The organism is Serratia sp. JSRIV006, from assembly GCF_019968685.1.
Taxonomy (GTDB): domain Bacteria; phylum Pseudomonadota; class Gammaproteobacteria; order Enterobacterales; family Enterobacteriaceae; genus Chania; species Chania fonticola_B.
Genome location: NZ_CP074137.1, coordinates 1 through 20,668, shown reverse-complemented (window position 1 = coordinate 20,668; position 20,668 = coordinate 1). Strand labels below are relative to the sequence as shown.

17 protein-coding genes are annotated in these 20,668 nt (G+C 56.2%); 7 read left to right on the top strand and 10 right to left on the bottom strand.

Annotation, left to right across the window (positions count from 1 at the left end; all coding sequences use genetic code 11):
* The first annotated feature begins 8 nt into the window (after positions 1 to 8).
* The 6 genes from KGP16_RS00085 to KGP16_RS00060 all read left to right on the top strand — a co-directional run bounded on the left by KGP16_RS00085 (position 9) and on the right by KGP16_RS00060 (position 7,796).
* Positions 9 to 767, top strand: a complete 759-nt coding sequence (locus tag KGP16_RS00085; protein WP_179248621.1) for a sugar phosphate isomerase/epimerase — start codon at positions 9 to 11, stop codon at positions 765 to 767.
* Positions 764 to 1,711, top strand: coding sequence for a sugar kinase (locus tag KGP16_RS00080; RefSeq protein ID WP_172413971.1), 948 nt, complete (start codon positions 764 to 766; stop codon positions 1,709 to 1,711). Before KGP16_RS00085 ends, KGP16_RS00080 begins: the two co-directional genes overlap by 4 nt.
* Positions 1,712 to 1,833: 122 nt before the next feature.
* Complete coding sequence (locus tag KGP16_RS00075) at positions 1,834 to 3,102, top strand: MFS transporter (protein ID WP_024483300.1); 1,269 nt, start codon at positions 1,834 to 1,836, stop codon at positions 3,100 to 3,102.
* A gap of 81 nt (positions 3,103 to 3,183) precedes the next feature.
* Positions 3,184 to 4,158, top strand: a complete 975-nt coding sequence (gene ghrB, locus KGP16_RS00070; RefSeq protein WP_223500575.1) for a glyoxylate/hydroxypyruvate reductase GhrB — start codon at positions 3,184 to 3,186, stop codon at positions 4,156 to 4,158.
* 186 nt (positions 4,159 to 4,344) lie between these two features.
* Complete coding sequence (locus KGP16_RS00065; RefSeq protein ID WP_223500574.1) at positions 4,345 to 6,411, top strand: alpha-amylase; 2,067 nt, start codon at positions 4,345 to 4,347, stop codon at positions 6,409 to 6,411.
* 134 nt (positions 6,412 to 6,545) lie between these two features.
* Complete coding sequence (locus KGP16_RS00060; RefSeq protein WP_059199262.1) at positions 6,546 to 7,796, top strand: valine--pyruvate transaminase; 1,251 nt, start codon at positions 6,546 to 6,548, stop codon at positions 7,794 to 7,796.
* A gap of 60 nt (positions 7,797 to 7,856) precedes the next feature.
* Here the strand turns inward: KGP16_RS00060 and KGP16_RS00055 are convergent, their stop codons facing one another.
* The 3 genes from KGP16_RS00055 to ibpA form a co-directional block, all read right to left on the bottom strand.
* Positions 7,857 to 9,515, bottom strand: coding sequence for a putative transporter (locus KGP16_RS00055; RefSeq protein WP_071682676.1), 1,659 nt, complete (start codon positions 9,513 to 9,515; stop codon positions 7,857 to 7,859).
* Between the two features lie 167 nt (positions 9,516 to 9,682).
* Positions 9,683 to 10,111 (bottom strand): small heat shock chaperone IbpB, encoded by a 429-nt coding sequence (ibpB, locus tag KGP16_RS00050; protein WP_021181373.1) that lies wholly within the window; start codon positions 10,109 to 10,111, stop codon positions 9,683 to 9,685.
* Between the two features lie 70 nt (positions 10,112 to 10,181).
* Positions 10,182 to 10,595, bottom strand: a complete 414-nt coding sequence (gene ibpA, locus KGP16_RS00045) for a small heat shock chaperone IbpA (protein ID WP_021181374.1) — start codon at positions 10,593 to 10,595, stop codon at positions 10,182 to 10,184.
* A 304-nt stretch (positions 10,596 to 10,899) separates the two neighbouring features.
* On the opposite strand from ibpA, the gene KGP16_RS00040 reads away from it, so the two are divergent.
* The gene (locus KGP16_RS00040) at positions 10,900 to 11,259 is read left to right on the top strand and encodes a YceK/YidQ family lipoprotein (RefSeq protein ID WP_021181375.1); all 360 of its coding nucleotides are present in this window, start codon (positions 10,900 to 10,902) and stop codon (positions 11,257 to 11,259) included.
* On the opposite strand, the gene KGP16_RS00035 is transcribed toward KGP16_RS00040, so the two are convergent.
* The 7 genes from KGP16_RS00035 to dnaA form a co-directional block, all read right to left on the bottom strand.
* Positions 11,260 to 12,540: a DUF3748 domain-containing protein gene (locus KGP16_RS00035; protein ID WP_094982470.1), complete on the bottom strand. Its 1,281-nt coding sequence runs from the start codon at positions 12,538 to 12,540 to the stop codon at positions 11,260 to 11,262.
* 75 nt (positions 12,541 to 12,615) lie between these two features.
* Positions 12,616 to 13,356: a phosphatase PAP2 family protein gene (locus tag KGP16_RS00030; RefSeq protein WP_223500573.1), complete on the bottom strand. Its 741-nt coding sequence runs from the start codon at positions 13,354 to 13,356 to the stop codon at positions 12,616 to 12,618.
* Positions 13,357 to 13,675: 319 nt separating this feature from the next.
* Positions 13,676 to 14,491, bottom strand: a complete 816-nt coding sequence (gene yidA, locus KGP16_RS00025; protein ID WP_179248626.1) for a sugar-phosphatase — start codon at positions 14,489 to 14,491, stop codon at positions 13,676 to 13,678.
* Positions 14,492 to 14,616: 125 nt separating this feature from the next.
* Positions 14,617 to 17,031, bottom strand: coding sequence for a DNA topoisomerase (ATP-hydrolyzing) subunit B (gene gyrB, locus KGP16_RS00020; protein WP_059199267.1), 2,415 nt, complete (start codon positions 17,029 to 17,031; stop codon positions 14,617 to 14,619).
* 18 nt (positions 17,032 to 17,049) lie between these two features.
* Complete coding sequence (recF, locus tag KGP16_RS00015; RefSeq protein ID WP_021181392.1) at positions 17,050 to 18,135, bottom strand: DNA replication/repair protein RecF; 1,086 nt, start codon at positions 18,133 to 18,135, stop codon at positions 17,050 to 17,052.
* A 32-nt stretch (positions 18,136 to 18,167) separates the two neighbouring features.
* Positions 18,168 to 19,268 carry a DNA polymerase III subunit beta gene (dnaN, locus tag KGP16_RS00010; RefSeq protein WP_021181393.1) on the bottom strand — a complete coding sequence of 367 codons (1,101 nt, stop codon included), beginning with the start codon at positions 19,266 to 19,268 and terminating at the stop codon, positions 18,168 to 18,170.
* 5 nt (positions 19,269 to 19,273) lie between these two features.
* Entirely contained in the window at positions 19,274 to 20,668 is a 1,395-nt protein-coding gene (dnaA, locus tag KGP16_RS00005; RefSeq protein ID WP_021181394.1) for a chromosomal replication initiator protein DnaA, read from the bottom strand.

Here is a 20,668-nt window from a genome sequence, read left to right as displayed (position 1 = left end):
GCCAAAAGATGAAGCAACAGATTATTGTAGTAACCAGCGCCTACGGCAACGACAAGGTACAGCAGCTAGGGGGGCAGGCGGCGTTATTACCCCTGATCGCTCAGGCAGGCGCAGACGGCGTGGAAATCCGCCGTGAACTGCTTTCCCCGCAGGAACTGGACGCTTTACCCACTCTGGCAAAAGCCCTGCAGCAACACCAATTGGCCGCCGTGTATTCCGCTCCTGAGTCACTGTTTACCCCACAGCACACCCTGAACCCGAATCTGCCCGCCTTTTTGGCAGAGGCGAAGATCCTGCAAGCCAGTAGGCTCAAACTCGCTTTAGGCCACTACCGGCCAGGCTTTGACTTTACCGAGTTAAAAATCGCGCTGGGGCAATCCGCAGTCCAACTGGTGGTCGAGAACGATCAAACGCCAGACTGCGGCATCCTGTCGTTGATGAACGCCTTTTTCCTTGCGGTGGAAGAGAGCCAGTTGCCGGTCGGGATGACGTTCGACATGGCCAACTGGCATTGGGTGGGGCAAGACGCCCTGGCCGCCGCCAATCTGCTGGCCGCACACGTCGGCTATATCCATGTTAAAGCCGCCACCCTTGGCCCACGCGGCTGGCGCGCCATCGCCCTGGATGATACCGACGGTAGCTGGCGTGAAGTGCTGGCCCGCTTGCCGCAGGACGTACCACGCGGCATCGAGTTCCCGCTACAGGGCAGCGATCTGGAGGCGGTAACCCGCCATTACGTGGATATGTTACGTGGGGAGCAGGCATGATGAGCACGCAAAATTCTTTAGATGTCGTCACGCTGGGTGAAGCCATGGCGATGTTTGTCGCAGCGCAAACTGGCGATCTGGCCGAGGTTGAAAGCTTTACCAAACGCATCGCCGGTGCCGAGCTGAACGTAGCGATCGGACTGGCCCGCCTGGGTCTGAACGTCGGCTGGGTCAGCCGGGTAGGTAATGACTCGTTTGGACGCTTTACCCTGCAACAGCTGGCGAAAGAAGGGGTTAATGCCCAGCGGGTCACCGTTGATGGCCGCTACCCAACCGGTTTTCAGCTGAAATCTAAAAATACCGATGGAACCGATCCCAGCGTGGAGTATTTCCGCAAAGGCTCCGCCGCCAGCCATCTTTCCACCGCCGACTTCGATCGTGACTACTTCGCCGGGGCGCGCCATCTGCACCTGAGCGGAGTAGCCGCCGCGCTGTCTGCCGAGTCGCTGGAGCTGTGCCATTTCGCCGCCGCCGAGATGCGCGCCCTGGGCAAAACCATCTCCTTCGACCCCAACCTGCGCCCAGTGCTGTGGTCTAGCCGGGAGCTGATGATCGAACAGCTCAACAAGCTGGCCTGCGCGGCCGACTGGGTGCTGCCAGGGTTAAAAGAGGGCCAGATCCTGACCGGACAATCCACCGCGGAAGGCATCGCCGATTTCTATCTGGAGCGCGGCGTACAGGCCGTGATCATCAAAACCGGGCCAGAGGGTGCCTGGTTTAAAACCGCCGCCGGCGACCAGGCTGCGGTACCCGCGGTCAAAGTCACCAACGTGGTTGATACCGTCGGTGCCGGAGACGGCTTCGCGGTTGGGACGCTAAGCGCCCTGCTGGAAGGCAAAACGCTGATCCAGGCGGTACAACGCGGCAACAAGATCGGTTCGCTGGCCATCCAGGCCATCGGCGACAGCGAAGGGCTGCCAACCCGTGCCGCACTGGCGGAATAATCATTTGCTCCAATGAGCGCCCACCTCTGTCCCTACAACCGAGGCACGCCGGGAGAGCACAAGCCCCAGCGGATGGCTGCAAGCCACCGCTGGTGAGAAGACTCCACTGAAGGGTTCTGCACATGACTAAAGCAACTATTGCGGCCAAACGCTGGTGGTACATCATGCCCATCGTGTTTATCACCTACAGCCTGGCCTATCTGGACCGCGCCAACTTTAGCTTTGCCTCTGCCGCCGGGATTAATGACGATCTTGGCATCACCAAAGGGATGTCATCCCTGCTGGGTGCCCTGTTTTTCCTCGGCTATTTCTTCTTCCAAATCCCCGGCGCCATCTACGCCGAACGCCGTAGCGTCAAGAAGCTGATTTTCTGGTGTTTGATCCTGTGGGGCGGCTGCGCCTCGCTGACCGGCATGGTCAGCAATATCCCGATGCTGGCAGCGATCCGCTTTATCCTCGGCGTGGTGGAGGCGGCGGTGATGCCCGCAATGCTGATTTACATCAGCAACTGGTTTACCAAGTCTGAACGCTCTCGCGCCAACACCTTCCTGATCCTCGGCAATCCGGTCACGGTGTTGTGGATGTCGGTGGTTTCTGGCTACCTGATCCACGCCTTTGGCTGGCGTGAAATGTTTATCATCGAAGGGGTTCCTGCGGTGATCTGGGCATTCTGTTGGTGGGTGCTGGTCAAAGACAAACCGTCACAGGTCGGCTGGCTGAGCGATCAGGAAAAGCTGGCGTTGCAACAGCAACTGGCCGAGGAGCAGAAAGGTATCAAGGCGGTACGCAACTACGGCGAAGCCTTCCGCTCGCGCAACGTGATCCTGCTGTGCATGCAATATTTTGCCTGGAGCATCGGCGTGTATGGCTTTGTGCTGTGGCTGCCTTCGATCCTGCGCAGCGGTATGCAGATGGGGATGGTTGAAGCGGGCTGGTTGTCGTCGGTACCTTATCTGGCCGCCACCATTGCGATGATCGTGGTTTCCTGGGCATCTGACAAGATGCAGAACCGTAAGCTGTTTGTTTGGCCGCTGTTGTTGATTGGCGCGCTGGCCTTCTTCGCTTCCTACGCCATTGGCCCGAACCACTTCTGGATCTCCTATGGTCTGCTGGTGGTCGCCGGTGCGGCCATGTATGCGCCTTACGGTCCGTTTTTCGCCATCATTCCGGAGATGCTGCCAAGAAACGTCGCCGGGGGTGCCATGGCGCTGATTAACAGCATGGGCGCGCTGGGCTCCTTCTTCGGCTCCTGGTTTGTCGGTTACCTCAACGGGGCAACCGGCAGCCCGGCGGCCTCCTATATGTTTATGGCTATCGCGCTGCTGGCCTCAGTGGGGCTGACGCTGATCGTCAAGCCAGCACGTAATGAAGCTCAGCCCCAGGTGGCCTGATCTTGCGAGTGAGGGGCTCAGCCCTTCACTCTCCTGCAATATGTTATGTTGAACATCTCGTTCGCCAGATGGAGTTATTTGATGAAGCCTGCAATCGTGTTGTACAAACGTATTCCTGCCGACCTGCGTGCCAAGCTGGACCAGCACTTTACCGTTCATACCTTTGACGGTCTGCAACTGGACAACGCCGCCTTCGATCAGGCGCTACAACAGGCCGAAGGCATCCTCGGTTCCGGCGGCAAGATTGACGAAGCCTTTTTGCAACGCGCCCCCAAACTGCGTGCGGCGTCCACCGTCTCCGTCGGTTATGACAACTTTGACGTTGCAGCGCTCAACGCCCACCGGGTGCTGTTGATGCATACCCCAACCGTCCTGACCGAAACCGTGGCCGATACCATCATGAGCCTGGTGTTGGCCACCGCACGCCGGGTGGTCGAGGTGGCTGAGCGGGTCAAGGCAGGGGAATGGCAGGGCAGCATCGGGCCTGACTGGTACGGCGTTGACGTGCATCATAAAACCATCGGCATCCTCGGTATGGGCCGCATCGGCCTGGCGCTGGCGCAGCGCGCGCATTTTGGCTTTGGCATGCCGGTGCTGTACAACGCACGCCGTACACATGAAGAAGCAGAGCAACGCTTCAATGCCCGCCGTTGCGATCTCGATACGCTGCTGGCCGAGTCGGACTTCCTGTGCATTACGCTGCCGCTCACTGAGCAAACCTTCCATCTGATTGGCCGCGAACAGCTGGCGAAGATGAAGCAGAGCGGAATTTTGATTAACGCGGGGCGTGGCCCGGTGGTAGATGAGCAAGCGCTGATTGAAGCCTTACAAGACGGTACCATTCATGCCGCTGGATTGGATGTGTTCGAGCAAGAGCCGGTCGCGGTCGATTCGCCGCTGCTGAAAATGGCCAACGTGGTCGCTTTGCCGCATATCGGTTCCGCTACCCATGAGACTCGCTACGGCATGGCCGAGTGCGCCGTGGATAACCTGATTGCCGCCTTGACCGGTACGGTCACAGAAAACTGCGTTAACCCGCAGTTGCTGAAGAAATAAGTTTGACTGAATGAGACTGCTCCGGCTCGCTATGTAGCTACATTTTGAACCTGTGGAGTGAGCAGCAGTCTCCCCCTTCCCCCTCCGCCCCCAAATTCTTACCCAGGGATGAGGCGATTTTTTCTCCATCCAGCACACTAGGTTACCCTACGATAAAAACGCTTCCTGCCACGAGTAAGGAGAGCCATGAAACGCCTGACCCTTCCCCTGCTGATGCTGCTTTCACCCGCAGCGCTGGCCAACTGGACGCTGCAAAGCTTCCCGGCCTTCAGCGAATCCGCCAGCGGTTTATTTACCAGCCAGGCTACCCTAGCCAAAGGCCAACTGCCGCTGCGGCTGTATCAGAACCAACAGTGCTGGCAGCCCAGTGACGCGGTTAAGCTGAACCAGACATTGTCGCTGCAACCCTGTAGCGATAGCGAGCCGGTCAACTGGCGGCTATTTCGCGATGGTGATTATCAGGTACGTATCGACACCCGCAGTGGCACGCCCACCTTGCAGCTCAGCCTGAAGGCAGAACCGGAAAAAACCGTCGCCGCCGTAGCTCGCACCTGCCAACGCTGGGATGGCCAGCCGATCACGATCGCGGTGAAGGACACCTTTGCCGAAGGCGAAACGGTGCGCGATTTTTATTCCGGCCAGACCGCCACGGTAGTTCAAGGCCTGGTCACCCTGCAACCGGCGGCCAACAGCGGGGGTCTGCTATTGCTAGAGTCAGCCAATACGCCGCCACAGGCGGCTTTCAACTGGCACAACGCCACGGTCTATTTCGTGCTGACCGATCGCTTTGAAAACGGCAACCCAGCCAACGATCACAGCTATGGCCGCCACGGCGACGGCATGCAAGAGATCGGCACCTTCCACGGCGGCGACCTCGCCGGGTTGACGAAAAAACTGGATTATCTGCAACAGCTGGGGGTCAACGCCCTGTGGATCAGTTCCCCGTTGGAACAGATCCACGGCTGGGTCGGCGGCGGAACCAAAGGGGATTTCCCGCATTATGCCTATCACGGCTACTACCATCAGGACTGGACCAAGCTTGATGCCAATATGGGCAATGAGCAGGATCTGCGTAATCTGGTGGAGCAAGCACATCAGCGCGGGATCCGCATCTTGTTTGACGTGGTGGTGAATCACGTCGGCTATGCCACACTGGCCGATATGCAGCAGTTCCAGTTTGGCTCGCTGTACCTGAAGAGTGACGAAGCCGCAAAAATCCTCGGCAAAAACTGGGGCGATTGGCAACCGGGGCCTGGCCAGAGCTGGCACAGCTTTAACGACTACATTAACTTCAGCGATAAAGCAGGCTGGAGCCAATGGTGGGGGAAAAACTGGATCCGCACCGATATCGGCGATTACGACTCACCGGGCTTCGACGACCTGACCATGTCACTGGCTTTCCTTCCGGACATCAAAACTGAAGCGCCAGGAGCCAGCGGCCTACCGCTGTTCTTCCGCCATAAATCTGATACCGCCGCGCGCGAAATCCCAGGGGCCACCACCCGCGATTATCTGACGGCCTGGCTCAGCCAATGGGTGCGCGACTACGGCATTGACGGTTTCCGCGTTGATACCGCCAAGCACGTCGATAAACCCACGCTGGACCTGCTAAAGCAGCGTGCCACCGAGGCGCTGGCAGAGTGGAAAGCGGCTAATCCCAAGCAGGCACTGGATAACGCGCCGTTCTGGATGACCGGTGAAGCCTGGGGCCACGGGGTGATGAAAAGCGACTATTACCAGCACGGCTTCGATGCGATGATCAACTTCGATTTTCAGGATCAGGCCTCGCAGGCGCTGGGCTGCTTCTCCAATATCGATGCCACCTATCAGCAAATGGCGGACAAGCTGCTGGGCTTCAACGTGCTGAGCTATATTTCCTCGCACGACACTCGCCTGTTCTTCGCCAGCGATGCCAAAGGTTCGTTGCCTTTGCAGCAACGAGCAGCAGACCTGCTGTTATTGGCTCCGGGCGCGGTACAGATTTATTACGGTGATGAGAGTGGCCGGCCGTTTGGCCCTACCGGTTCCGATCCTTTACAAGGCACGCGCTCGGATATGAACTGGGGTGAACTGCAAGGAGCCAAAGCGCCGTTGTTGGCACATTGGCAGCAACTAGGCCAGTTCCGCGAGCGCCACCCGGCAGTCGGTGCCGGTACGCAGCAATCCCAGCAAACGCCTCATTACTATGCCTTTAGTCGCCAACATGGGGGTGATAAGGTGATGGTGGTGTGGGCTGGCGATCGGTCACAATAATTCAGCGCGTTATGCTGTAAAAAGCCCGCCGAGCGACATCTATGCCCGGCGGGTAAGATATCAGCCGCATTGCACCCGCTTTTATCTGGCGGTATGGTGGGCGTCTACCCGCTTACAACCATATTGCAGCAGCTATGAATTTTTCACTTTTCGGCGACAAATTTACCCGTTACGCGGGCATCACCCGCTTGATGGACGATCTGAACGAAGGCCTGCGCACGCCAGGTGCCATCATGCTTGGCGGCGGTAACCCGGCGCAGATCCCAGAGATGGCCAGCTACTTCAAACAGCTGTGCCAGGAGATGCTCGATCAGGGCAAGCTGACCGAGGCACTGTGCAACTACGACGGCCCGCAAGGCAAAGACGCCCTGCTGAAAGCGCTGGCCACTATGCTGCAGGAAGAGCTTGGCTGGCAGATCGAGCCACAGAATATTGCACTGACAAATGGCAGCCAGAGCGCGTTTTTCTACTTGTTTAACCTGTTCGCTGGCCGTTACGCCGACGGCACTCGCCGCCGCGTGCTGTTCCCGCTGGCGCCAGAATATATTGGCTATGCCGATTCCGGACTGGATGAAGGGCTGTTTGTCTCTGCCAAACCCAATATCGAGCTGCTGCCAGACGGCCAGTTCAAGTATCACGTCGATTTTGAGCATCTGAACATCGGTGACGACATCGGCATGATCTGCGTATCGCGCCCCACCAACCCGACCGGTAACGTGATCACCGACGAAGAGCTGATGAAGCTCGATCTCTTGGCGCAACAGCGTGATATCCCACTGGTGATCGATAACGCTTACGGCGTGCCGTTCCCCGGCATTATCTTCAGCGAAGCCACGCCGCTGTGGAACCCGAACATCATCCTGTGCATGAGCTTGTCCAAGTTGGGTCTGCCTGGCTCACGCTGTGGCATCGTGATTGCCGACGAGAAGGTCATTACCGCGCTGACCAATATGAACGGCATTATCAGCCTGTCCCCAGGCAGCATTGGCCCGGCGCTGGCCACGGAGATGATTGAGCGCGGCGACCTGCTGCGTTTATCCAACGAGGTGATCCGCCCGTTCTACAAGCAGCGGGTCGAGCAGACCATCGGCATTATTCGCCGTTACCTGTCGCCGGAGCGCTGCCTGATCCATAAACCGGAAGGGGCTATCTTCCTCTGGCTGTGGTTCAAGGATCTGCCCATCACCACCGAACTGCTGTATCAACGGCTGAAAAAGCGTGGCGTATTGATGGTGCCTGGCCACTACTTCTTCCCGGGATTGGAGCATGAATGGCCGCATACGCATCAATGTATGCGCATGAACTATGTGCCTAATCCGGAAGATATTGAGCGTGGCGTGATGATCCTGGCCGAAGAGGTTGAGCGCGCCCACCAGGAAGCGTAGCCGGTTGAGATTTTGTCAGCAGTATCTTGGGGCTCCGCAAGCGGAGCCCCTTTTTGCAGGCTACATTGCCCAGAACAGCACCGCCAACAGCTGCGGTGACATGATGCGCAGGAACATTGCCAACGGGTAGACCGTGGCATAAGAGAGCGCTGCAGCGCCGCTGGTAGGGTGCAGGCCGTTGGCAAAGGCCAGCGCCGGTGGATCGGTCATTGAGCCCGCCAGCATGCCGGAGAGCGTCAGGTAGTTCATCTTACCCACTACCCGAGCCAGAATACCTACGCTGATCAGTGGTATGAAGGTGATGAGTGCCCCGTAACCGACCCACGCCAGCCCATCGCCATGCAGCAGGGTATCGACAAAGTTGCCACCCGACTTCAGGCCAACCACAGCCAGGAACAGCACGATACCCAGTTCACGCAGCGCCAGGTTGGCACTTGGCGGCATAAACCAGTACAGCTTACCGATGCTACCAATACGCCCCAGGATCAGCGCCACCACCAGCGGACCACCGGCTAACCCCAACCGCAATGCTGCCGGGAAGCCGGGAATAAACAGCGGGATAGAACCCAACAGCACCCCAAGGCCAATGCCGATAAATACCGGCAGCATCTGCACCTGTTGCAGCTTCTGCTGGGCGTTGCCGACAATCGCGGCCACCGCCTCAATGGATTCTGGCCGCCCCACCAGGTTGAGGATATCCCCGAACTGCAGCGTAACATTGCTGCCCGCCACCAGCTCGACCCCGGCACGGTTGAGGCGAGAGACCACCACCTCATATTTTTGCTTCAGCTCCAGATCGCGGATTTTTTTACCCAACACCTTTTCGTTGGTCACTACCGCACGAACCACTTGCAGTGAAGTCCCCCGGGTGGAGAGCGATACGTCGACTTCCTCGCCAATCACCAGCCGGGCATTTTCCAGCTTTTCGCGCTTGCCGACCAGGTGCAGGAAATCCCCCAGTTCCAGCGTCTCATGCGGGGCGGGCACCATCAGCAAATCACCGCGCTTGAGGCGCGAACAAATGATCTCATCACTGTTGAGCAACGGTACGTTCTTGATGGCCATGCCTTGCAGATTGGGGTTACGCACCGCCACGTTCATGGTCTGCAACAGTTCGCGATTGCTCCCCAGACTGTCTTCAAATTCCTGCGCTTCCTTATCGATATTGATGCGGAAAAACAGCCGGATCAGCCACATCACCAGCAGAATGCCGCAGATACCGAACGGATAGGCCATCGCATAGCCCATCCCCATGCGGTTAACCAGCGCCGGATCGGAACCCAGATCGGTGAGTATCTGCTGCCCGGCACCGAGCGCCGGAGTGTTGGTAACCGCGCCGGAGAACACGCCGAGAATGATCGGTAACGGCACGGCAAACAGCTTATGGACAATCGCCGCCACCACGCCGCCCACCAGCACCAACAGAATGGCAAAGCCATTGAGCTTGAGGCCGGAAACGCGCAGGGACGAGAAGAAACCAGGGCCAACCTGAATACCGATGGTGTAAACAAACAGGATCAGACCGAACTCCTGAATAAAGTGCAGCATGTCGCCGTTGAGAGTGATCTGGTAAGTCTGTGCAAAGTGTCCGACGATGATGCCGCCGAACAAGACGCCGCCTATCCCTAAACCCACGCCATACACTTTCCAGTTGCCAATCCATAACCCGAGAATAGCCACCAACGCCAACATGCTGACGGTCAGGGCGATATCACTCATACGTCACATCCTTACCATAAGTTTAACAATCGGTATGCGATTAAATGCCTGCAATTATTAGGGATTCTGACATAAGGCGTTGGGGGGTAATGTGGGGTATGCCACAGAATGCGACGGGGGAGGCCCGAATGGACCTCCCCCGCAAGTTTTTGTGTTTTTTCAGCCGGTTATTTGGCTTCCAGCTCCGGAGTGCTACCGATGCTGATGCGTTGTGGCTGCAAGGCTTCCGGCACGTGGCGTACCAGATCGATGTGCAGCAGGCCGTTTTCAAATTTGGCTTCGGACACCTGCAGGTGCTCTGCCAGGGTAAAGGTCAGGCTGAACTCTTTGCACACCAGCCCCTGATGCAGATACTCCACCTGTTTTTCCGGCGGTGTGGGGTTGCCACGCACGGTCAGGCGCGGGCCTTCCACTTCAATATCCAGTTCGCTTTGTTTGAACCCGGCTAACGCCAGGGAAATGCGATAGTGGTTATCGTCGCTTTTCTCAATGTTATAGGGCGGGAACCCTTGTGGCTCCTGGCCTCCCATTGAGCTGGCCAGCTTGTCAAAACCGATCCATTGACGCAGAAGTGGGGATAAATCGTAGTTACGCATAATACTCTCCTTCCAAGAAGCGAGGTTTAAAGTTTGCCCCCTAACGGCAGGCACGGTGATACAACAACAATTACTTAATTTCGATCCGACGCGGCTTTAACGTTTCCGGCACGATACGTTCCAGATCGATATACAGCAGGCCGTTTTCCAGTTTGGCGCCTCTAATTTGAATATGCTCGGCCAGCTGGAATTTGCGTTCAAAGTTACGCTCGGCAATGCCTTGATATAAATAGGTTCTCTCAGCAGGTTCGTTGGTGTGAGCCCCGCGCACAATCAACAGATTGTCTTGCGTGGTGATCTCCAGTTCCTGCTCGGCAAACCCGGCCACCGCGATGGCAATGCGGTAATGATTTTCATCAACCAGCTCAACGTTATACGGCGGATAGCCACCGTTACCCTGGCTTTGGCCAGCCTCAAGGGCGTTGAACAGACGATCAAAACCGATCGCGGAACGGTACAGCGGGGAAAGATCAAAGTTGCGCATAAAACAGCCTCCTAAGGCACTTCAGCGAGGTTGATAATGAAGCCTTCCATCATGGACAGGCTATAAGGCTTGAATTCCCTTACGGCAAATTCTTAATTTGGCCTTGTAAAGAAGATGGGGTTTGCTTTCCACATTTCAACTGGTGATGATTAAATAATTGCCAATGGAAACGGCGAAAATTTGTTTATCACATACACTCAAAGTGAGATAGCCGCCACAGTGCGGAATGTTGCATCTTTCAATGCTTTGGCTGGATGTTATAAATCAGCAAATTTCAGGGGATGTCTCCCCTCAGGATGGACGAATGAAACCAATAAAAAAAATGATAGCGACCGGTTGCCTGCTGCTGACCACTAACGGTTGCTCCAGCGTAGCCAGCCACACCGGGGCCGACCAGGGTTATTACTCCGGTACGCGCGCCAATGTCGATATGATGAAGAGCGAAGATACCAGTTGGGCCATGATGCCCCTGCTGGCGATCGACCTGCCCCTGTCGGCGGCGATGGACACCATTTTGCTGCCTTACGACTACCTGCGTTCTGGCAGCGATAAAGCGGCAGCCTCACCCAAAGCCCGTATCCAGCATGATGAAGAACGAAATCTGGCTGTCAGCGGCAATCCAGGCCAGGGCATGGCAACCTCGCCAGCACCGGCCGGGTTGTAGTTAAACCGCCACCACAAAAATCTGGTTAAATCCGGCGACTTCACGCATAAAGGCCACCTGTTTGCCATCTGGTGAGAACACCACGGCGTCCCCCAGTGGTGGTTGCGTAGTCCGTTTGGTCAGGCGCTGCATATTGCCGTTGGCGATATCGCACAGCATCACGCTGTTATCACACACCAGCGCAATCTTGCCCCCCTGCGGATGCCAACTGAAGGCCGACTGGATGCCGTGATCCGCTTGTGTCACCTGATTCGCCTCCCCGCCATTGGGGGAAACAGTCCACAGTTGCACTATGCCCCGATCGTCTTGCATCAGGAAGGCGATGGCCCTGCCGTCTGGCGAACTCCGCAACCAATGACGTGGCGTGGTGGCAACCCCAGGATAGTTGCGTTGGCCGGTATAGGTTAACCGCCGTTGTCGAACGCCTAACGGTGGCGCAGGTAAGGTCGTTGCCGTTCCCTGCAAGGGAGCCTCCCCGGCTTTGGCATAGTCGGCATCGTTTTCAGGTAAATCCACCACAAACACTTCCGGCAACTTTTCCCCCTGCGGCGAGAGGGTATCGCCGATAAACGCCAACGCCCAACGCTGGCGGCTGCCATCGGGTTTGCTATAACCTTGCAGGCCAATCCAACCTTCTTCATAAGCCCGATTGATTTGATCGCTGCCCGGTTGCGGGGTTGGCGTGGTTGCGCTGACCAGTACGCAATAATGGCTTCCGTCGTATTCACGTGGGTGCTGCTTGGGGGGATTTACCCCTTGCAACGGCACCGCTACGCCAACGTTACGCAAATCCAGTGCGGGATCGAGTTCATGCATCACATGGTCGTTATAGGTGAAGCTCAGACGGCTACCCTCTGGGCTGAAGACATGCACGTGGGTGCCGCCACGCAGCGCACCTGGGGTATAGGGGGCTGTAATGTCCAATGCGTCCAGGGTGATCGCCAATTCACGATCCGGCTCGCTGACGATCACGCCACGGCGATGGTGGAAGTCATAATGCCAGAAGCTGTCTGGGTGTTCCGGCCCATGGATAAATGCGTAGCGCGCTGGCGCATCCGGGCTCACCGTCACCACGCCGACATGGGCTCCATGCTGCGCCCGATAAACCACCTCCACCTGACCGCTGGCAACGTTCACCCGTTCAATACTCAGCCCGGTAAAGGATGCACCGCTTGGCCGTACATCATATGCCAGCCATTGGCCGCACGGCGTCCAGACATTAATATTGGTGAGTTGATGACCTCGCGGATCAAAAGTCAACTGTCGTTCCTGATGGCTCATGGCGGCTCCTGCATACCGGCTGGCATAGAACCGCCATAGTACCCGATCGGCCTGGCTGTTTCACACCACCCAGGTTTAAGGCGCTTTTGCTAATCGCAGGTATTCAGCCTTGGCTTTTTGTAACTGGTCAACAAACGTTGGCTCGGCGTGTAAACGTGCCACGATAGCCGCCCCAACCAGGCGCCCGGCGGTGACGTCACTCTGCCAATGATAGCCACAAATCACGCGACTTTGCCCCATCTCATAACCCCGCTTGAGGATCTCCCCTTGGCGAGCAGGATTGATCTCCGCCAGCACGAGTGCAGTAGCCCAACCGATACTCGTATGGCCAGAAGGATAGGAACCGTTGGTTGATAGCACACTTTCTTCTTCCGGGCGGCAGGTCGCCTGATGATAAAAAGCAAAAGGCCGGGTCCGCATATAATGCTCCTTGGCGCTGCGGGTCGCCAAATCACCGGTATCCTCACGCATTTTAGTTACCAGGCGATATAACTCTGGCGTTTTCTTGCGTGTTATTTCCATGCCGAAGGCGTTGAAAAATGCCAGTGGTATGCCATCGCCGTAAATCTGCGCATCGTTATAAGCTTGCTTGCCTCTTGGCGTATTCCTCAGCAACTTACCGGCGTCATACTGAGCTTTGTCATTGAGGAAGTCGATGCTGTCAACGGCCGGTGGCGGGGGCAATAAGGAGAGGCTATTAATAGACTGCGCTTCCTTAAGATAGTAGAAATCCGGTGTCGTCGTCACGTCTCTGGCGGCAAAGGATATTTGCGTCAAGGCAACATAAGTCAATGATGATATTATAATTTTTTTCATATTATCTCCTAACGAACTTTATTAGTTGTTTTGCAATATAGTGAGTAAGCTAAAATGAAAGATGATGTGATAAATAGCTATTTCGTCATTTAAAATACAATAAAAAATACAGATCGCAAAAATAATTTTTATTTATACCATTTAAATTAATGCAATTAATTAACGCGAACATTTATATTAATAAAACATGAACTCACTACAAATATTATTTTAGGAGCGACTTAATTATTTCAGTAAAGAAATAACACCAGCAGGCCATCAGCCATACCTGATTTACGTGGAAGCATCTTAAGCCCCCAGGGAAGGGGGCTGGCAGACATTAAACGTTCAGCACAAACTTCTCAATGGCCAGTGCGACGCCGTCTTCGGTATTGGTGCCGGTCACGTGCTGGGCAATTTCCTTTAATTCTGCAATAGCATTGCCCATCGCCACGCCCAGCCCGGCATACTCGATCATCGCAATATCATTAGCCTGATCGCCTAACGCCATCACGTTTTCCTGCTTGACGCCCAAATGCTCGGCCAGCATTCTGACGCCCGCGCCCTTATCAACATTCTTGTGCAGGATCTCCAGGAAGTAAGGGGCGCTTTTCATAATGGTGTAGCGATCCCAGGCCTCTGCGGGCAAGCGGGCTATCGCGCTATCCAGCAACTCTGGCTCATCAATCATCATCACCTTCGGGAAGCGCATGGTGCGATCCATCTCTTCCACGCTGCGGTATTTCAGCGGGATACCGGTCATTTGCGATTCATGGACGGTATATTTGCCAATGTCTTTATTTGGCGTGTAGAGGGTATCGAAATCAAAGGCGTGGAAATGTACGCCAAACTCCCGCGCCAACTGCTCAAAATAGAGGTAATCGTCAAAGCCGAGCGTTTCTTGCAGCACGCAGGCCCCGTCCGTCGCCTTCAGCACCAGAGCACCGTTATAAGTGATGCAGAAATCGCCCTCCCCCTGAATATCCAACTGACGCAGATAGTCCTGCACGCCGACATATGGCCGCCCGGTAGCCAGTACCACATGCACGCCTTTAGCGCGCGCGGCGGTCAGAGCCTGCTTTACCGCGGGCGTAATCTGGTGCTGCGGATTGAGCAGCGTACCGTCCATATCAATTGCAATCAGTTCAATAGCCATTCGAGCGTCTCCCAGTGGTTTTTTCTCATGCTAACGCGTTTCAGCTTGCCTTGTTAGTGCTAAAAACGGCATAAAAAAATCCGCGCGGGCGAACCGGCGCGGATTGTTAATAGCCAAATAAGGCGTTAGATATCGATATTCGCCGCTTTCAGGGCGTTTTCTTCGATAAAGGCACGGCGTGGTTCAACCGCATCGCCCATCAGGGTGGTGAACAGCTGATCGGCCGCAATAGCGTCTTTCACCGCTACGCGCAGCATACGCCGCTGATCGGGATCCATGGTGGTTTCCCACAGCTGGTCCGGGTTCATTTCGCCCAGCCCTTTATAGCGCTGGACCGACAGGCCACGGCGCGACTCTTTCACCAGCCACTCCAACGCCTGTTCGAAGCTGTCTACCGGCTGGCGACGTTCGCCACGTTCGATATAGGCATCTTCTTCCAGCAGGCCGCGCAGTTTTTCGCCCAACGCACAGATCCTGCGGTATTCACCACCGCGGATAAATTCAAAGTCCAGCGGGTAGTCTGTATCAACACCATGGGTACGGATACGCAGCACCGGTTCGAACATCTGGCGTTCACGGTTTTCAACCAGCACAGAACTGTAGCTGCTACCGTGCTGCTCGTTATCGTTGAGCAATTTCACCAGCGATTCGATCCAGCTTTCCACCTTGGCACGGTCGCTCAGATCGTCTTCGTTCAAGGTTGGCTGATAGATCAGGTTGTTCAGTAACGCACGCGGGTAACGGCGTTCCATCCGGCCAATCTGCTTCTGCACGGCGTAATGTTCAGCCACCAGCTTCTCTAACGGCTCACCCGCCAAGGCTGGTGCAGAACCGTTGGTGTGCAGGGTCGCGCCGTCGAGGGCGATGGAGATCTGATACTGATCCATCGCTTCGTCGTCTTTGATGTACTGCTCCTGCTTGCCTTTTTTCACCTTGTACAACGGCGGCTGGGCAATATACACATGGCCACGCTCGATGATTTCCGGCATCTGACGATAGAAGAAGGTCAACAGCAGCGTACGGATGTGCGAGCCGTCGACGTCGGCATCGGTCATGATAATGATGCTGTGATAACGCAGTTTGTCCGGGTTGTATTCGTCACGGCCAATGCCGCAGCCCAGCGCGGTGATCAGCGTGGCAACCTCCTGTGAGGATAGCATCTTGTCAAAACGGGCTTTCTCAACGTTGAGGATTTTCCCTTTCAGCGGCAAGATCGCCTGGTTCTTACGGTTACGGCCCTGCTTGGCTGAGCCGCCCGCGGAGTCCCCTTCCACCAGGTAGAGTTCGGACAACGCCGGGTCACGTTCCTGACAGTCCGCCAGTTTGCCTGGCAAGCCAGCCAAATCCAACGCGCCTTTACGGCGGGTCATTTCACGCGCTTTACGCGCCGCTTCACGAGCACGGGCCGCATCGATGATTTTACCCACCACGATCTTGGCGTCCGCTGGGTTTTCCATCAGGTAATCCACCAGCTTCTCGTTCATCAGCGATTCAACCGCCGTTTTCACTTCCGAAGACACCAGCTTGTCTTTGGTCTGGGAAGAGAATTTAGGATCGGGCACTTTCACCGAAACCACGGCAATCAGACCTTCACGCGCATCGTCACCGGTGGCGCTGATTTTGGACTTCTTGCTGTAGCCTTCTTTATCCATGTAGGTATTCAGGGTACGGGTCATCGCGGCACGGAAGCCGGCCAGGTGAGTCCCCCCATCACGCTGCGGGATGTTGTTGGTGAAGCAGTAGATGTTTTCCTGGAAACCATCGTTCCACTGCAGCGCCACTTCCACACCTATATCGTCTTTCACGGTTGAGAAGTAGAACACCGTTGGGTGGATCGGCGTCTTGTTCTTGTTCAGGTATTCCACAAACGCACGGATACCCCCTTCGTAATGGAAGTGGTCTTCTCTGTCGTTGCGCTTGTCTTTCAGGCGAATAGAGACGCCCGAGTTGAGGAACGACAGTTCACGCAGGCGCTTGGCCAGGATGTCGTACTCAAACTCGATGTTATTGGTAAAGGTCTGGAAGCTCGGCCAGAAGCGCAGGGTAGTACCTGTCTGGTCGGTTTCACCGACGACTTTCAGCGGGGCCTGTGGTTCGCCATGCTTGTAAGTTTGCTCATGGACCTTGCCTTCGCGGCGGATCACCAGTTCCAGCTTTTCTGACAGGGCGTTAACAACAGAAACGCCCACGCCGTGCAGACCGCCGGAAACCTTATAGGAGTTGTCGTCAAACTTACCGCCGGCGTGCAGTACGGTCATGATGACCTGTGCCGCAGACACCCCTTCCTCTTCGTGGATACCGGTTGGGATACCACGGCCATCATCCTGCACCGAGACGGAGTTGTCGGCGTGGATCGTCACCTGAATGTCGCTACAGTGGCCAGCGAGTGCTTCGTCGATAGCGTTGTCCACGACCTCGAATACCATGTGGTGCAGACCGGTGCCGTCATCAGTATCACCGATATACATGCCCGGACGCTTACGTACCGCATCCAGCCCTTTTAATACCTTGATACTTGAGGAGTCATAAGAATTCGACATCAACGTTTCTCGCTCATTTTAGTCCTGTGGTTGAACCTCTATTTTACCTTGTTCCACGCGGAACATCTTGCCCTTTTCACCCATCATGTCGGTTACTTGTTCAGCGCTTACCGCACTGACAAAAACCTGTGCCTGGGTGGCTTTCAGGCGATCGGCCAGCAACCGGCGACGGCCGGTGTCCAGCTCGGAGGCAAAATCATCAATCAGATACAGGCAACGCCGCCCGCTCTGGCGGGTGAGAAACTCACCCTGCGCCAAGCGCAATGCGCACATCAGCAGTTTAAGCTGACCGCGCGATAACAAATCCTCTACCGGCGTACCTTCGGCACGAATGCGGAAGTCCGCTTTATGCGGCCCCACCGCGGTATAGGTTAACGCCCTGTCGCGCTCAAACTGGCGCTCCAGCAGCTCTCCGTAGTCGCTCTCTTTGTCCCAGCCGCGCTGGAAAGAGAAACTCAGGGCAAATTCGGGCAAAAACTGCGCGCAGGTCGCGGTGATATCCGCGGCAATTGCATCGCTGTAAGCTGCCCGCCACTCGCTGATACGCTCGGCCAACGGGATCAGTTCCTGATCCCAGGCGCGGATTTGCGCATAGCGATTGACCTGGCGCAGCGCGGCATTGCGCTGCTTCAGTAACCTTTTCAGGTTGCTCCAGGCGGTGAAAAAACCGGGTTCATTATGAAAACAACCCCAGTCCAGGAAGGCACGCCGATACTTCGGCCCGCCATTAAGCAGGGTAAAACCTTCGGGGGTGATCAACTGCATGGGCAATAGCTGTGCCAGCTCTGCCACCTTATGGCCATCGCTGCCATCGATGCGCACTTTGCTGTCACCCTGACGGCTTTTACTCAGTCCTACCGATAATTCGCGCCCGCTGCCTTCGATCCGGCCATGCAACACAAACTCCGGCTGATCGTGGCGGATCACTCGCCCGGCCTGCAGGCTGCGAAACGCGCGCCCATGACCAAGGGTATAAACCGCCTCCAGCACGCTGGTCTTGCCGCTGCCGTTGGCCCCCACCAGGAAGTTAAACCCCGGTGCAGGCGCCAGATCGGCAGCTTCGATATTGCGGAAATCTTTAATCAGTAAACGCGTTAATGCCATGCCATCTCTTTACCGAAACGGTATTTATAAAATTACAACCGCATTGGCATAACCACGTAGGCGGCGGACTTGCTGGCACCGTCCTCAATCTGCACGCTGGAGACGGAATCGGTCAGCAGCAGGCGCACATCTTCACACTTGAGCGCGTTCAGCACGTCCAGCACATAGCTGACGTTGAAACCAATTTCCATCTCGGTGCCATCATAGCTGACATCGAGGATCTCTTCCGCCTCTTCCTGTTCCGGGTTGTTGGCGGTGATCTTGAGCTGGTTCTGGCTGACGTACAGGCGCACGCCGCGGAACTTTTCGTTCGACAGAATGGCCGCACGAGCAAACGCCTGCTTGAGCAGGTCACAGCCCGCTTCCAGCGTTTTGTCCGGGTTCTTCGGCAATACGCGGCGATAATCAGGGAAACGGCCATCAACCAGCTTGGAAGTGAAGATAAAGTCACCGACGTGGGCGCGGATGTTGTTGCTACCAATCTGCACCCGTAGCGGCGTATCGCCACCGTCAAGCAAGCGGACCAGCTCCATCACCCCTTTACGCGGCACGATCACCGAATGGGTAGGCAACTGTTGGCCAATCGGCATTGAACACACCGCCAGGCGGTGGCCATCGGTGGCGACGGTGCGCAGTTCTTCCCCTTCGGTTTCAAACAGCATACCGTTCAGGTAATAGCGCACATCCTGATGAGCCATCGAAAACTGGGTGGCTTCAATCAGGCGCTTTAGCGTCGCCTGCGGCAAGGTGAACTCCACCTCGCTCTGCCAATCATCCAGATTCGGGAAGTCTATCGCCGGCAGCGTGGACAGCGAGAAGCGGCTGCGGCCAGAACGCACCAGCATACGGTCGCCTTCGAGGATCACCGTAATCTCCGCCCCTTCCGGCAGGCCACGGCAGATATCAAAGAATTTACGCGCGGGGACGGTCGTCGCGCCCGCTTCATGGGGCTGAGACAGGGCAACGCGGGCCACCATCTCCATCTCCAGATCGGTCCCTGTCAGTAACAGGGAACCTTCCGTCACCTGCAGCAGCAGGTTACCCAGAATTGGCAGCGTCGGGCGGCCACCCAGTGGGCTGCTCACCTGTTGCAGCGGTTTTAGCAGATGCTCACGTTCAACGATAAATTTCATATGGGCTATGACGACAATGTTCTGATTAAATTGGAGAAATCTTCTTTGATGTCGTGACTTTCCTCACGCAGCTGCTCGATCTTCCGGCAGGCGTGCAACACCGTAGTATGGTCGCGGCCACCAAACGCATCGCCGATTTCTGGCAGGCTGTGGTTGGTGAGCTCTTTTGCCAATGCCATCGCCATCTGGCGCGGGCGGGCAACCGAGCGCGAACGCCGTTTAGACAGCAGGTCCGCGATTTTGATTTTGTAGTACTCGGCCACCGTCTTCTGGATATTGTCGATGGTGACCAGCTTTTCCTGCAACGCCAGCAGATCCCGCAGCGCTTCACGCACGAAATCGATAGTGATGGCGCGGCCAGTAAAGTTGGCGTTGGCGATCACCCGGTTCAGCGCCCCTTCGAGCTCACGCACGTTGGAACGCAGGCGTTTGGCGATAAAGAACGCCACCTCGCCCGGCAGACGGATATCGTTCTCGTCGGCCTTTTTCATCAGGATCGCCACGCGGGTTTCCAGCTCCGGCGGCTCGATCGCCACCGTCAGGCCCCAGCCGAAGCGGGATTTCAAACGATCTTCCACCCCATTGATCTCTTTTGGATAGCGATCCGAGGTCAGGATGATCTGTTGATTACCTTCCAACAGGGCGTTAAAGGTGTGGAAGAACTCTTCCTGTGAACGCTCTTTGTTGGCAAAGAATTGAATATCATCGATCAGCAATGCATCCACCGAGCGGTAGTAGCGTTTGAATTCTTCAATGGCGTTATTTTGCAGCGCCTTGACCATGTCCTGCACAAAGCGTTCCGAGTGCATATAGACCACTTTGGCATTGGCCTTACGCGCCATGATGCCGTTGCCTACCGCATGCAACAGGTGCGTTTTACCCAGGCCGGTACCGCCATACAGGAACAGGGGGTTATAAGCGCCCCCCGGATTGTCTGCCACCTGCCGCGCCGCAGCACGAGCCAGCTGGTTAGACTTACCCTCAACGAAGTTATCGAAGGTGTGCTTGGGGTTGACGTTGGAACGATAGGACAGCTCAGGCGGCGGTGCCGCGTTGTCCCAGCTTGGGCGGGACGGTGCAGCCGTGCGCACCACCGGGGCTACCGGAGCGCTGTTGACGCTGGCCATTACGGGCTGGCTGAGGGTTTGTGTCAGTGGCTTGCTGCCCACCTCAAAACGCAACAGCGGCGCATCCGTACCGCAGAAATCATTCAACAGGCCATTGATATTGTTTAAGTACTTATCGCGAACCCAATCCAGCACAAAGCGATTGGGCGCATACAGCGCCAGGGTATTGTCACTCAGTTCCGCCTGCAATGGGCGTATCCACATACTAAATTCTGTGGCAGGTAACTCATCCTGCAATCGGGCAAGACACTGCTGCCAAAGCGAAAGTGACAC